We start from the raw sequence: 13,727 nt of genomic DNA on the forward strand, positions 1-13,727 counted from the left end.
AAGCCCGTGGGAAACGCAGCGGCGTTTTCCACGGGCTTTTTTTATTTCTTTCTGACTTGTACGGCACTCTGCCAGGCGGCGGTGTTTTCTGAATCCTGGGGCCTGGGTGAGACGCCCAGCTCGCCGGTGAGAAAGTCTCCCAGCCAGGCGGAGAAGATGGCCGCCCCTTCTTGGTTGAGGTGGCCGGGGTCATAGTAGTGGAGGGTGGGCGTGATGCCAATGGACTGACTCTCCTCTGTCCAGTCGAAGAAGGAGATGTCCAGCTCCGATGCGTCTTCGGCAATACGTATCCGGGTGTCGGCGGGGAGCTGACTGTAGGTGGGGTGGAAGACCAGGGCCAGGGTAATGCCCCGCTTTTCGCACAGGTCAGCGATTTTGGAGAGCCAGGTGAGGTTCTCCTCATAGACCTCCTCCAGCTGGGGCTCCCGGGTGAAGGGGCCGTCGGCGATCTGCTCAAAGACACCGCTCACCGGGGTAAAGCCCTTCAGGGTGTCGGTCTCTGAGGGGAGAAGGGCATCCGCAGCCTCGTCCACCGTCAGCTCTTTCCACCGGTTGTGGTAAAAGTAGAGGGGGAAGAGGAGGCCGGTGCGCAGCTCTGGCTCCGAGGCGGTAAAGATAGCACCCAGCTGGTTGAGCCCGGCAGGCATGTAGCCCACGTTGACCTGGGTGTAATTTTGATATTGCTGAAAGGCCAGGGCGGAGCCCTCCAATATCACAAGGGAGGGCTTTTGGGTCTTCAAGGCCTCTTTGAGGTACCAGTAGGTCTGGGAGAGGGTCTGCTCCGGCCCGGCCAGCACATACCCGGTGAGTCCGGTCTTATCGTAGATTTCCACCGGGTCCACGTCACAGTAGGCGTAGGAGCTGCCCAGATAGAGGTAGTCCAGGCTGTCCCTGGGTTCGGCCAGATAGGGGCCCCAGACGGCGCCGTAGTCCACACGGACGGGACGGAAAGCCAGGGAGAGGATACCAATGAGAAGGGCTGCCAGGATCAGAAAGAGCAGGGCGAAGATGGGCTCCCGCCATTTGGAAGTTCGCAAAAGGGACCACTCCGTTTCGTGTGCCATGTCAGAATTTGAAGTAGATGAAGTCCTGGGGGTCATAGCCGGTGCCGTAGACGCCGAAGATCAGCACCGCCAGCAGGAGCGCCAGGGCGAGGACCCAGCGAACGGGCCGGGGGAGGGAGAAGAAGGTCTGACGGGGGCTCCCGCGCAGGACCGAGAAGAGGTCCACTGCCAGCAGGAGAAGCACCGCCAGGGCCACCACCACCAGCTCGGGCAGGTCCAGGCCCCAGGCGGAGAAGGGACGGGTGAGCCAGGGCCCGGTGAGCATGGCCCGGAAGATGGACAGGGAGTGGGTAAAGGAGCCGCCCTTGAAAAAGACCCAGGCCACGGTGCTCAGCAGAAAGGTGATGACCACCTGGAGCACAATGGTGAAGGGGGCATCGTCGGCCAGACCCAGCCTGCGGCGGATACGGTCCCGTACCTTCTGGGTCATGCCGCCGATGACCTGATAGATGCCATTGAGAAGCCCCCACACCACGAAGGAAAGGGCGGCGCCGTGCCACAGGCCGCTGACGGCAAAGACGATGAGGATGTTGAGATACTTCCGCCGCCTGCCCTTCCGGCTGCCTCCCAGAGGAATGTAGAGGTAGTCCCGGAACCAGGAGGACAGGGAGATGTGCCAGCGCCGCCAGAACTCGCCGATGGAGCGGGAGAAGTAGGGGGTACGGAAATTCTCCATGAGGTGGAAGCCCATGATTTCAGCACAGCCCAGAGCCATATCGGAGTAGGCGGAGAAGTCACAATAGATCTGGATGGAGAAGGCGATGGCGGCGGCCACAACCTGGAGCCGGCCAAAGCTGTCCGGGGCGGCATATACGGTGGAGACCATCAGGCCCAGCCGGTCGGCGATGACCAGCTTTTTGAAGGCGCCCCACAGGAAACGCAGCAGGCCACGTCGAAAATTTTCCCAGCAGAAGGGGACGGGCTTGCGGAACTGAGGCAGCAGACTGCCGGCCCGGCCGATGGGGCCGGAGAGCAGGTAGGGGAAGCAGGAGAGAAAGAGGGCCAGATTCAGATAGGACTTCTCCGCCGGACGGTCCCGGCGGTAGACGTCGATGAGATAGCCGGCGGCCATGAAGAGGTAGAAGGAGAGGCCGGCGGGGAGGATCAGGCCCAGGGCGGGGGAGGAGAAGGCCAACCCGGATGCGGTCAGGACCCGTTCCAGCAGCCCAAGGGAAAAACTCAGATATTTGAGGAGGAACAGCGTCCCGAAGAGAAGCACCAGAAGGACGGCCAGGACGGCTTTCCGCCTTCCACCTTTATACCGGTCCAGGACCCGGGCGCCCAGATAGGTGACGACGGTGGCAGCCAGCAGGGAGATCAGATGCTCCGGTCCGCCGCACAGGAGGAACCACCAGCTGGCACACAGTAGCCAGAGCCGACGGGCCGTCCCGGGCAGGAGGAACCAGACCAGGGTGACCACGGGGAAGAAAAGGAAGAAGCCGGGGGAGAGAAAGCTCATAAAAAGGGGGCACCTTCTTTCGGCAAAGGGGGTGGAGCCGGACGGGGAGGACCGGCCAACAGAAAATGATTGCCTCTATTTTACCCGAGAACAGCTCAAATGGCAAGGGTATGCCGCACCGGCGGCGGCAGCACGGCATACCCTGAGTTAGAAACGGTATTGGGAGGTAAGACCATGACAACGGAACCAAAGGTCCGATATTACCTTGGAGCCAATTCCCCCAGCGGCTTCTATTCCCTCTATGACCAGCTTTTGGACCCGGGGGAGGCGGGGGAACTGCTGATTCTGAAGGGAGGCGCCGGCTGCGGCAAGTCCACCCTTATGGGGCAGGTGGCTGCCCAGGCTGAGGCCCGGGGCATTCCCGTGGAGTACATACGCTGTTCCGGGGACCCGGATTCCCTGGACGCCATCATCCTGCCCGACCGCCACGCCGCCATCGTGGATGGCACGGCGCCCCATGTGGTGGAGCCAAAACTGCCGGGAGCGGTGGAGCGGTACGTGAATCTGGGTGACTGTTACGACCACGAGGGTTTGAAGAAGGTCCGCGGGGAGCTGGAGCAGGCCATGAAGGGCTACAAGGGCTGCTACGCCCGGGCCTACCGCTGCCTGCGGGCGGCGGCCGAGATCACTGCAGACCGCACCGCCCTCATTCAGACGCCGGAGCTGGAGGAGAAGATCGCCAAGCGGGCAAAGGGCATCCTGTCCCGGGAGTGCCGCCGGGGCGGCGAGGGGGAGGGAAAGGTGCGCCAGCACTTCCTCTCTGCCGTCACCCACCAGGGCTTCCTGGTGGAGTTCGGCACCGTGGAGTGCCAGTGCCGGAGGGTCTATGAGCTGGTGGATACCTATGGCATCAGCCATCTGCTCCTCACCCACCTCCTCTCCGGCGCAGTGGCGGCGGGCTGGGATGTGATCGCCTGCCCCTCACCCCTGGCCCCTGACCGGCTGGAGCACCTCATCCTGCCCCAGCTCTCCCTGGCCTTCGTCACCACCGGGAACGGTACGGCCTACCCCAGGCATCCCTACCGCCGGCTGCGGATGGACGCTATGGTGGACCGGGAACTGCTGCGGCGGAATAAGGCCCGGCTCTCCTTCTCACGGAAGGTGTCGGCAGCGCTGGTGGAGGAGGCGGTGTCCTCTCTGGCGCAGGCTAAGGCCATGCACGACGACCTGGAGCGCATCTACAATCCCTATGTGGACTTTAGCCGGGTACGGACCACAGCGGAGTGGGCCGTCCGGGAACTGTTGGGAAATGAGCCTGAGCACCCTCTTGGAGAGGCGAGCACAGCGGATCGGCAGGAATAAAATAACTGAGCATGCTCACGCCTGGCGGCCCGATTCAGAGCCGCCGGGCTGCGTTTTCATGGGCATTGACATTTCCCTCCGCGCCCCCCATAATGAAAACAGAATGGGAAAAGCGGGAAGCAAAGATCGGCAGTGAGACGACAAGGAGGGAACGCCATGACGCCGATGCTCGCCCCCCTGGTGGGGGACGCGCCTACCGTCACGTTTATCGGACTGTGTAAGAATGCCGGCAAAACCACTGCTATGTGCCGCCTCATCGAGGAGCTGTCTGGGGAGACCCTGGCCATGACCTCGGTGGGCCGGGATGGCGAACGAACCGATGTGGTCACCGGCACAGAAAAGCCGGAGATCTGGGTCCGTTCCGGGACCCTGTTCGCCACCGCCCGGGGAATGCTCCCCCTGTGCGACACCACCCTGCGGGTGGAGGGGGTCACCGACGTGATGACCCCGCTGGGGGCGGTGGGAGTCTTTCGCGCCCTCAGCGACGGCTTTATCCAGCTGGCCGGACCCTCGGCGGTGAATCAGCTGGGACCTCTGTCCCAGACCTTCCGGGCCTTGGGTGCCCAGCGGGTCCTCATCGACGGGGCGGCGGGGCGCAAGTCCCTGGCCGGTGCCGAGGCAGGGGCCACCGCTGTTTTGTGTGTGGGCGCCTCCGTGGACGGCGGCATCCCCTTCATTGCCGCCGAGACCGCCCATATTTGCCAGCTCTTCGCCGCGCCGGAGGCGGAGGACCCCGGCCTCCACGCCGTCCTCGATACGGAGGAGGCGCGCTATGCCCTCTTCAGTCTCCAGGGGGAACGGCTGCCGCTGGAGCTGGAGCAAAGCGGACAGCCGGCATGGCATACGCTGCCCCGGGAGCACTGCGTGCTGTGGATCGGCGGCGGTATCACCGGGCCGCTGCTGCGTACCCTGGCACGTCGGGGGGCGCCCCTCACCGTGGCCGCCCCCGACGCCACCCACTTCCTCTGCGACCGGGGCTCTGCCGAGACCTTCCGCCGCTGCGGTGGGTCGCTGATGGTGGCCCGGCGTCTGCGTATCGCCGCCGTTACCGCCAATCCCTGGTCGGCCTACGGCAAGCACCTGGACGGGCCCGCCCTGCTGGCAGCCCTCCGGGAGGTCGTGGACGTACCCGTGGTGGACGTGCGGCAGGAAGCATAAGACCCCATCGGACGGTTTTCTGGCTCCGGACAGCCGGAGCACCATAACGACGAGGTGAAAAGAATGAAACTCAACGCGCAGCTCAAGGAGGACACGGGTTACAGCTGGGTCATGGCCAGGATGGAGCCCGCCTCGCCCTTTGGCCACGCTCTGGTGCGCACTCCCCGCTGGTACGGTCCGGGGGAGGAGGCGCAGCTGGAGGAGGAGCTCTCCCGAGTGGAGGCCCTCCGCACCCTGCTGGACGGCGGGGAGCTGGCTCTGGACAGCATCACCCACATCCTCTCAGAGTTCCACGACATCCGCAATTCCCTCAAGCGGCCCACCAACGCCCCCATGGACGAGGTGGAGCTCTTCGAGGTCAAGCATTTTCTCATCCACCTGGAACGGCTGGCCCAGGCATACGCCTGCATCCCCGCTCTGGAGGGGCTGGAGATCCGGCCCATGACCGAAAGCCTGAACCTGCTGGACCCCAGTGGACGGCGGCTGCCCGCCTTCTCGGTGGAGAACGCCTTTGAGCCGGCATTGGAGCGGGTCCGGGAGGAAAAGGCCCTGGTGGAGGGTCTCCTCCGGCAGACGGAGAAGAAGGGCAGAGACGACCTGATGGCCCGCAGGTCCGAGCTGGTCCGGAAGGAGGACCGGCTGGAGCTGGAGGCCCGGAAGCGGCTGACCATGGCCCTCCTGCGGGAGCGGGACACCTTCCTGGCGTCCATGGAGGCCATCGGACGCCTTGACCTGCTGCTGGCCAAGGCCCGGCTGGCCCGGCGGTTCTACTGCTGCCGTCCGGAGATCGTGGACAAGCCCAAGGTGGTGGCTGTGGACATGGTCCATCCCGAGGTGGCCGATCACCTGCAGGAGCGGGGCGGTTCCTTCACCTCCGTGTCCATCACCCTGGAGCGGGGGGCCACCGTCATCACCGGCGCCAACATGGGCGGCAAGAGCGTGTCCATGAAGAGCCTGACCCTCAATCTGCTGCTGACCCAGACTGGCTTCTTTGCCTTTGCCGGCAGTTTTTCCGCGCCGCTCTTTGACAGCGTCTCCCTCATCTGCACCGACCGGCAGTCAGTGGAGCAGGGCCTAAGCTCTTTCGGCGCCGAGGTAGCCGCCCTGGGCGATGTCCTGCGGGAGGAGAAGGGGAAGTTCTTCTACATCGCCCTGGACGAGTTTGCCCGTGGAACCAACCCCCGGGAGGGCGCCGCTCTGGCCAAGGCCTTGGTGGAGTATCTGGGCCGGCTCAACTGCGTGGCCCTCATGACCACCCACTACGACGGGGTGTCCGACGCCGCCCGGCGGCACTACCGGGTGGCCGGCCTGGGCGCTCTGGATACCGCCGCCATCCGCAAGGATGAGGCGCCGCTGGACCGGCTCTCCCGGCTTATGGATTACCACCTCATCGAGGCGGAACCCGGGGAGCCCTGCCCCCGGGATGCCCTTAGAGTTTGCAGGCTTCTGGACCTTGACCCGGAGCTCATGGAAATTTTTTCGAAAAATAGTTGACAAAAGAGCCGGGTGTGGTATAATAGGTTTTGTTAAAAGTACCTAAAACAATTTAATAATATGGTGGATAGAGGAGCGGTGCGCCAGGTACCGCCGTGATGCAAAGGGTTGGCAGACCCGATGTACGGCGTGAATGGGACCACCGCCGAAGAAACGGGGACGCTGCATGGAACCGTTTCTGCGCCGTGCGCTCAGTGCGTACGGAGTGTCATGACTACATGGTGCGCTATTCACGTCAGGGCATTGCCCTGACGTGAATAGCGCGCCTTTTTTATCGTCGTGAAGCGCTGTTCGAGTGCTGCCTTTTGGGCAGTGCCCGCAGCGCTTTGTTTTTTTGCTCGGTGAACAAATTCTAAAAAATCGACAGGAGGACATTACCATGGAAGAGATCAAATCCCTGCTCCGGCTCCGCATGAGTGCGAAGGATGCCCACTACGGCGGAAATCTGGTGGACGGCGCCCACATGGTCCATCTCTTCGGCGATGTGGCCACTGAGCTGCTCATCATCTGCGACGGCGATGAGGGCCTGTTCTGCGCCTACGACAACGTGGAGTTCCTGGCTCCCGTGTATGCCGGCGACTACATCGAAGCCGAGGGCAAGATCACCAAGATCGGCAATACCTCCCGCAAGATGGAGTTCGAGGCCCGCAAGGTCATCGTCTCCCGCCCCGACATCAACGACTCCGCCGCCGACGTGCTGCCTGAGCCCGTGGTGGTGTGCCGTGCCTCCGGTACCTGTGTGGTGCCCAAGGATAAGCAGCGCAAGACCCGGTAAGACATCTTCCGGACGACGGATCCGAAACAGAAGAAGGGCGGCTCCCCAGGGGGGCCGAACGCCAACGTGACAGAAAGGAGCGGTCCCATTGGAGAAGCTGATCATCACTGCCGCCATCTGCGGCGCAGAGGTCACCAAAGCCCATAACCCCGCAGTTCCCTACACCGTGGAGGAGATGGTCCGGGAGGCCAAGAGCGCCTTTGAAGCCGGCGCCGCCGTCATCCACGTCCACGTCCGTGAGGACGACGGAACGCCCACCCAGGACCGGGAGCGGTTCCGGGTGGTGCTGGATGCCATCAAGGAGGCCTGCCCCGGTGTCATCCTCATCCCCTCCACCGGCGGCGCCACCGGCATGACCCCGGAGGAGCGTCTCCAGCCCACTGAGCTGTGCCCTGAGATGGCCACTCTGGACTGCGGTACCTGTAACTTCGGCGATGACATCTTCGTCAACGATATGCCCACCATGCGGGCCTTTGGCAAGCGGATGCTGGAAAACCACATCAAGCCCGAGTACGAGTGCTTTGAGATCGGCCATCTGGACACTGTTGTCAGCATGGCGGAGAAGGGCCTGGTGCCCGGCGCTCCCATGCAGTTCAACTTCGTGCTGGGCGTCAGCGGCTGCACTCCCGCTACTGTGGGCAACCTGGACTATCTGGTCAAGCAGATCCCCGCCGGCTCTACCTGGACGGTTACCGGTGTAGGCCGGGGTGCCTGGCCCATGGCCGCCGCCGGCATCATCATGGGCGGCAACGTCCGGGTAGGCTTTGAGGACAACATCTACCTGGAGAAAGGCCGCAAGGCTGCCTCCAACGGCGAGCTGGTGGAAAAGGTGGTCCGCCTGGCCAAGGAGCTGGGCCGTGAGATCGCCACCCCCGACGAGGCCCGTAAGATCCTGGGCCTGATCTGAACGATCCCCTGCCGGGTGAGACCCGGAGTACATTAAGTACATTAATTTGTAGTCCCAGCCGGCGAGGACGCGAAGGGGGACCCGCGCTCCAGAGCCGGTATCCATATCCCAAACCAAACCCAATATACCATTTCCCATTCCCAATTTCCAAACCAATACCCAAACCGATCCCAAATTCCCAATTCCATTTCCCATTTCCCAAACAAAAAACCAAACCACAAAACCATTCCCATTCCCAAATTCCCAAACCCAAACAGAAGATCCCACAGCAACCCGCGCCGTCCGGACAGACGGAGGTGTCCCCAAAGCAGAATGTATGGAGGTCAAAACATGCAGAAAAAAGGCAACAAGTACGGTGTCCATCGCGTGATCGAGCCCAAGGGCCTTCTGACCCAGGCTGCCAAGAAGATCGACAACACCATGGAGTGCTGGTCCAACGAGATCCTGTGCGACGTGTCCGCCCTGAACATCGACTCCGCTTCCTTTACTCAGATCTATGAGGCCTGCGGCAAGGACCTGGATAAGACTGAGCAGATGATCCTGGATATCGTGGCTGAGCGCGGCAAAATGCAGAACCCCGTCACTGGTTCCGGCGGCATGTTCATCGGTACCGTCCGCGAGATCGGCGAGGATCTGGTGGGCAAAATCGACCTGAAGGTGGGCGATAAGATCGCCTCCCTGGTCTCTCTGTCTCTGACCCCCCTGAAGATCAACAAGATCAAGGCCATCCACCCCGAGATCGACCGTGTGGACGTGGATGCCCAGGCCATCCTCTTTGAGTCCGGCCTGTATGCCAAGCTGCCTGAGGACATGAGCGAGGAGCTGGCTCTGGCTGCCCTGGACGTGGCCGGCGCTCCCGCCCAGACCGCCAAGCTGGTGAAGCCCGGCGATTCCGTCCTCATCCTGGGCGGCGCTGGCAAGGGCGGCATGATGTGCTGCTACGAGGCCATGAAGCGCGTCGGCCCCACCGGCAATGTGGTGGCCCTGGTCATTTGCCAGGAGGACGCCGACCTGCTCAAGAGCATGAACCTCTGCCACCACGCCATCGTGGGCTCCGCCACCAACCCCGTGGAGGTGCTGGAGAAGTCCCTGGCTGTCAACGGCGGCAAGGAGTACGACATCTCCATCCTCATCGTCAACGTGCCCGCCTGTGAGATGAGCGCCATTCTCCCCGTCCGGGACAACGGCACCGTCTACTGCTTCTCCATGGCCACCGATTTCGCCAAGGCCGCCCTGGGCGCCGAGGGCTGCGGCAAGGATGTCACCATGGTCATCGGCAACGGATACACCAAGGACCACGCCGAGATCACCCTGGCCGAGCTCCGGGAGAACCCCCAGCTCAAGGCCTACTTCGAGAAGAAGTATCTGTAAAGCGATCGACAGGCCAATAGAGCTCGGCCGCCGGCATCTGCCGGCCGCGCCTTCCGGCGCGCCCAAGGGTTTTGCGCAGCAAAACCTTGCCGCAGGGGCAATTCACTTGCCCCGAGGATGTCAAATCTCTGGGGTCCCCGCGCAATGAAATTGCGTGGGGCGCTCCGGGAGAACCCCCAGCTCAAGGCCTACTTCGAGAAGAAGTACCTGTAAGCGGAACCGGAGGGGCACGCCCCACCGGGGTCAAAAAAACGAATGTTTCTGTTCCGGTCCCGGCCTGACGGGACGGGGCCGGATCTTCAGAACGCCCACACCGGGCGCAGGCCGGGCCTGCGGGCCCAATACGACGAAAGGCGGTAACCAATTATGATCTATCAGAACGAATCTCGCCGTAAACAGCTTTTCCCCGATGTCTCTGATGCCGACTGGAACGACTGGCACTGGCAGGTCGCCAACCGGGCCGAGACTCTGGAGGATCTGAAGAAATACATCACCCTGACCCCCGAGGAGGAAGAGGGCGTCAAGGCCTGCCTGGGCACTCTGCGCATGGCCATCACCCCCTACTATCTCTCCCTCATCGACCCCAATGATCCTTACGATCCCATCCGGAGACAGGCCATTCCCACCGCCAAGGAGCTCCACCAGTCCTGCGCTGATCTGCTGGATCCCCTCCACGAGGACTCCGACTCCCCCGTGCCCGGCCTGACCCACCGCTATCCTGACCGTGTGCTGCTGCTGACCACCGACCAGTGCTCCATGTACTGCCGTCACTGCACCCGCCGCCGCTTCGCCGGCCAGCACGACACCAGCGTGCCCGTGGAGCAGATCGACAAGTGCATCGAGTACATCCGCAACACCCCCACCGTCCGCGACGTTCTCCTGTCCGGCGGCGATGTGCTGATGATCTCCGACGAGATGCTGGAGTACATCATCTCCCGTCTGCGTGAGATCCCCCACGTGGAGATCGTCCGTCTGGGTTCCCGCACCCCCGTGGTGTGCCCCCAGCGCATCACTCCCGAGCTGTGCAACATGCTCAAGAAGTATCATCCCATCTGGCTCAACACCCACTTCAACCATCCCAAGGAGATCACCAAGGAGGCCGCCGAAGCCTGCGCCCGTCTGGCCGATGCCGGTGTGCCTCTGGGCAACCAGTCCGTGCTGCTGGCCGGCGTGAACGACTGTGTCCACACCATGAAGAAGCTGGTTCAGATGCTGGTCCAGATCCGGGTCCGCCCCTACTACATCTATCAGTGCGACCTGTCCATGGGCCTGGAGCACTTCCGTACTCCTGTCAGCAAGGGCATCGAGATCATCGAGGCCCTCCGCGGCCACACCTCCGGTTACTGCGTGCCCACCTTCGTGGTGGATGCCCCCGGCGGCGGCGGCAAGACCCCCGTTATGCCTCAGTACGTCATCTCCCAGACGCCTCACAAGGTCATCCTCCGCAACTACGAGGGCGTTATCACCACCTACACCGAGCCCGAGCACTACGAGGAGACCTGCCAGTGCGAGTACTGCAAGGCTGAGCGCGAGGGCAAGCGCAAGGTGGAGCTCATGGGTGTGGCCGGTCTGGAGCGCGGCCAGGCGCTGTCCATGGAGCCCGCCAACCTGGAGCGCCACAAGAGAGAAATGCACTGATCCTTTGTCCCCCTAACGGGACGAGAGACCGGACGTGGACCTCAGACGGTGAGACCGCCGGTCCGACCCCGGACCCCAAGCCGGGTCCGGGGCGTCCCCTCTCTCGTCTCGTTCCCTTTTCCCAAATATATGGAATGGAAGTGATATGTGTTGGAATCCAAGCTCAATCTGAACTTTGACCTGGTGGAGCAGGCCCGTAACCATGCTTCCAAGGTGGCTGACGACACCCAGCGCTTCATTGACCGGCACACCACGGTGGCCGTGGAGCGCACTGTGTGCCGTCTGCTGGGTATCGACGGCGTCAACAGCTTTGACGTGCCTCTGCCCAACGTGGTGGTGGAGCACCTGACCGCCAAGGGCGCTCTGGCGCAGGGCGCCGCCTTCTGGATCGGCAACGCCATGGTGGAGACCGGTAAGGACCCCCAGGCCATTGCTGAGGCCGTGGCCGACGGTTCCCTGGATCTCACCTCCCTCCCCGCCCACGCCGACGCCGACATCGACAAGGCCCTTGACCCTGTGGTCCAGGACGCCCTGAAGAAGATCGCCGCCCGCCGCAACCGCCGCGAGGAGCTTTTGGCCAAGTACGGCGACAAGCAGGGTCCCTGGATCTACCTCATCGTGGCCACCGGCAACATCTATGAGGACATCGTCCAGGCTACCGCCGCCGCCCGTCAGGGCGCCGACGTCATCGCCGTCATCCGTACCACCGGCCAGTCCCTGCTGGACTACGTGCCCTACGGCGCCACCACCGAGGGCTTCGGCGGCACCTATGCAACCCAGGAGAACTTCCACCTCATGCGTGAGGCCCTGGACAAGGTGGGCGAGGAGCTGGGCCACTACATCCGTCTGTGCAACTATTGCTCCGGCCTGTGCATGCCCGAGATCGCCGCCATGGGCGCCTTCGAGGGCCTGGACGTGATGCTCAACGACGCCCTTTACGGCATCCTCTTCCGCGACATCAACATGCAGCGCACCCTGGTGGACCAGTCCTTCTCCCGCGCCATCAACGCCTATGCCGGCGTGGTCATCAACACCGGCGAGGACAACTACCTCACCACCGCTGACGCCGTGGAGGAGGCCCACACCGTGCTGGCCTCCCAGTTCCTCAACGAGCAGTTCGCTCTCCGCGCCGGCCTCCCCGAGGAGCAGATGGGCCTGGGACATGCCTTTGAGATCGACCCGGACGTGGAGAACGGCTTCCTTTACGAGCTGGCCCAGGCCGAGATGGCCCGGGAGATCTTCCCCAACGCCCCCCTGAAGTACATGCCCCCCACCAAGTTCATGACTGGCAACATCTTCCGTGGCCACGTGCAGGATGCCCTCTTCAACATCGTCACTATCCTCACCGGTCAGAAAATCCACCTGCTGGGCATGATGACCGAGGCCATCCACACTCCCTTCCTCTCCGACCGCTTCCTGGCCATCCAGAACGCCCAGTACATCTTCCGCACCATGCAGGACCTGGGCTCCGAGCTGGTCTTCAAGGAGGGCGGCATCATGCAGAACCGTGCCAACGACGTCCTCACCAAGGCCAACGACCTGCTGGCTGAGATCGAGCGGGTGGGCATCTTCGAGACCCTGGAGAAGGGCATCTTTGCCGACATCAAGCGTCCCCGTGACGGCGGCAAGGGCCTGGACGGCGTGTTCCAGAAGGCACCCGGCTACCGCAATCCCTTCATAGAGCCCATGATGAAAGGAGGCGCTCGCTAATGAGTTCCGGACTGTATCAAATCAGAGATAAGGACCTGGACACCACCCTGGACCTCACCAAGCTGCGCCCCTACGGCGACACCATGAACGACGCCAAGGTCCAGATGTCCTTCACCCTTCCTGTGAAGGACGACGACAAGGGCGCCGCCGCCGCTGTGCAGCTGGCCCAGAAGATGGGCATTGCCGATCCCAACGTGGCTCTGCGCCAGAAGCTGGACGAGAACTTCACCTTCTATGTGGTCTACGGCGCCACCACCCACAGCGTCAACTACAATGAGATCGAGGTCCTCACCGTGGCTGACGAGGCCATGAGCATGGAGGAGACCAACGAGTACATCAAGGAGCACATCGGCCGCAAGCTGGTGGTGGTGGGCGCCTCCACCGGCACCGACGCCCACACCGTGGGCATTGACGCCATCATGAACCGGAAGGGCTTCGCCGGCCACTATGGCCTGGAGCGCTACGAGATGGTGGAGGCCTACAACCTGGGCTCCCAGGTGCCCAACGACGAGTTCCTCCACAAGGCTGAGGAGCTCAACGCCGATATCCTCCTCATCTCCCAGACCGTCACCCAGAAGGACGTCCACATCAAGAACCTCACCGAGTTCATCGAGCTGGCCGAGGCCGAGGGTGTCCGCGACAAGATGGTCCTCTGCTGCGGCGGCGCCCGCATCACCCACGCTCTGGCCAAGGAGCTGGGCTTCGATGCCGGCTTCGGCGCCGGCACCTATGCCGACGACGTCATCACCTTCGCCGCCAAGGAGATCGCCCGCCGTATGGGCCGGGAATAAGCCCTTCCCACCTTATATATAATGAATGTATCCCCCCGTGCCCCGGCAGACATCCTGT

11 protein-coding genes and 1 riboswitch are annotated in these 13,727 nt (G+C 62.9%); of the genes, 9 read left to right on the plus strand and 2 right to left on the minus strand.

Annotated elements, in window-relative coordinates; genetic code table 11:
- Positions 1 to 41: 41 nt before the first annotated feature.
- Entirely contained in the window at positions 42 to 1,037 is a 996-nt protein-coding gene (locus tag E0E29_RS07340) for a hypothetical protein (RefSeq protein ID WP_130849308.1), read from the minus strand.
- A gap of 28 nt (positions 1,038 to 1,065) precedes the next feature.
- On the minus strand, positions 1,066 to 2,523 hold the full coding sequence (locus E0E29_RS07345; RefSeq protein WP_130849309.1) for an MBOAT family O-acyltransferase: 1,458 nt from the start codon (positions 2,521 to 2,523) through the stop codon (positions 1,066 to 1,068).
- A gap of 174 nt (positions 2,524 to 2,697) precedes the next feature.
- Between E0E29_RS07345 and E0E29_RS07350 the strand changes: the two genes are divergently transcribed.
- From E0E29_RS07350 to kamE, 9 genes are all read left to right on the plus strand, one after another.
- The gene (locus E0E29_RS07350; protein ID WP_242622428.1) at positions 2,698 to 3,825 is read left to right on the plus strand and encodes a hypothetical protein; all 1,128 of its coding nucleotides are present in this window, start codon (positions 2,698 to 2,700) and stop codon (positions 3,823 to 3,825) included.
- Positions 3,826 to 3,981: 156 nt separating this feature from the next.
- A complete protein-coding gene (gene kamB / locus E0E29_RS07355; protein ID WP_130849310.1) occupies positions 3,982 to 4,983 on the plus strand; it encodes a lysine 5,6-aminomutase reactivase subunit KamB in 1,002 nt (333 codons plus the stop codon).
- 63 nt (positions 4,984 to 5,046) lie between these two features.
- Positions 5,047 to 6,477 carry a lysine 5,6-aminomutase reactivase ATPase KamC gene (gene kamC, locus E0E29_RS07360; RefSeq protein WP_130849311.1) on the plus strand — a complete coding sequence of 477 codons (1,431 nt, stop codon included), beginning with the start codon at positions 5,047 to 5,049 and terminating at the stop codon, positions 6,475 to 6,477.
- 60 nt (positions 6,478 to 6,537) lie between these two features.
- Positions 6,538 to 6,714, plus strand: a riboswitch (Lysine riboswitch).
- A 151-nt stretch (positions 6,715 to 6,865) separates the two neighbouring features.
- Entirely contained in the window at positions 6,866 to 7,252 is a 387-nt protein-coding gene (gene kal, locus E0E29_RS07365; RefSeq protein ID WP_130850820.1) for a 3-aminobutyryl-CoA ammonia lyase, read from the plus strand.
- Between the two features lie 88 nt (positions 7,253 to 7,340).
- Complete coding sequence (kce, locus tag E0E29_RS07370) at positions 7,341 to 8,159, plus strand: 3-keto-5-aminohexanoate cleavage enzyme (protein ID WP_130849312.1); 819 nt, start codon at positions 7,341 to 7,343, stop codon at positions 8,157 to 8,159.
- A 330-nt stretch (positions 8,160 to 8,489) separates the two neighbouring features.
- Entirely contained in the window at positions 8,490 to 9,530 is a 1,041-nt protein-coding gene (kdd, locus tag E0E29_RS07375) for an L-erythro-3,5-diaminohexanoate dehydrogenase (RefSeq protein WP_130849313.1), read from the plus strand.
- A 366-nt stretch (positions 9,531 to 9,896) separates the two neighbouring features.
- The gene (gene kamA / locus E0E29_RS07380) at positions 9,897 to 11,168 is read left to right on the plus strand and encodes a lysine 2,3-aminomutase (RefSeq protein WP_130849314.1); all 1,272 of its coding nucleotides are present in this window, start codon (positions 9,897 to 9,899) and stop codon (positions 11,166 to 11,168) included.
- A 150-nt stretch (positions 11,169 to 11,318) separates the two neighbouring features.
- Positions 11,319 to 12,878, plus strand: coding sequence for a lysine 5,6-aminomutase subunit alpha (gene kamD, locus E0E29_RS07385; protein ID WP_207303624.1), 1,560 nt, complete (start codon positions 11,319 to 11,321; stop codon positions 12,876 to 12,878).
- The gene (gene kamE, locus E0E29_RS07390; protein ID WP_130849316.1) at positions 12,878 to 13,669 is read left to right on the plus strand and encodes a lysine 5,6-aminomutase subunit beta; all 792 of its coding nucleotides are present in this window, start codon (positions 12,878 to 12,880) and stop codon (positions 13,667 to 13,669) included. Before kamD ends, kamE begins: the two co-directional genes overlap by 1 nt.
- Positions 13,670 to 13,727 lie beyond the last annotated feature (58 nt).

It is taken from the genome of Intestinimonas timonensis (assembly GCF_900626145.1).
In the GTDB taxonomy this organism is placed as follows: Bacteria; Bacillota; Clostridia; order Oscillospirales; family Oscillospiraceae; genus Intestinimonas; species Intestinimonas aquisgranensis.

Bases quoted from the DNA above. Each gene is read 5' to 3' on its own strand.
- E0E29_RS07345 (WP_130849309.1), bottom strand. From the start codon at position 2,523: ATGAGCTTTCTCTCCCCCGGCTTCTTCCTTTTCTTCCCCGTGGTCACC.
- E0E29_RS07350 (WP_242622428.1), top strand. From the start codon at position 2,698: ATGACAACGGAACCAAAGGTCCGATATTACCTTGGAGCCAATTCCCCC.
- kamB (WP_130849310.1), top strand. From the start codon at position 3,982: ATGACGCCGATGCTCGCCCCCCTGGTGGGGGACGCGCCTACCGTCACG.
- kamC (WP_130849311.1), top strand. From the start codon at position 5,047: ATGAAACTCAACGCGCAGCTCAAGGAGGACACGGGTTACAGCTGGGTC.
- kdd (WP_130849313.1), top strand. From the start codon at position 8,490: ATGCAGAAAAAAGGCAACAAGTACGGTGTCCATCGCGTGATCGAGCCC.
- kamA (WP_130849314.1), top strand. From the start codon at position 9,897: ATGATCTATCAGAACGAATCTCGCCGTAAACAGCTTTTCCCCGATGTC.
- kamE (WP_130849316.1), top strand. From the start codon at position 12,878: ATGAGTTCCGGACTGTATCAAATCAGAGATAAGGACCTGGACACCACC.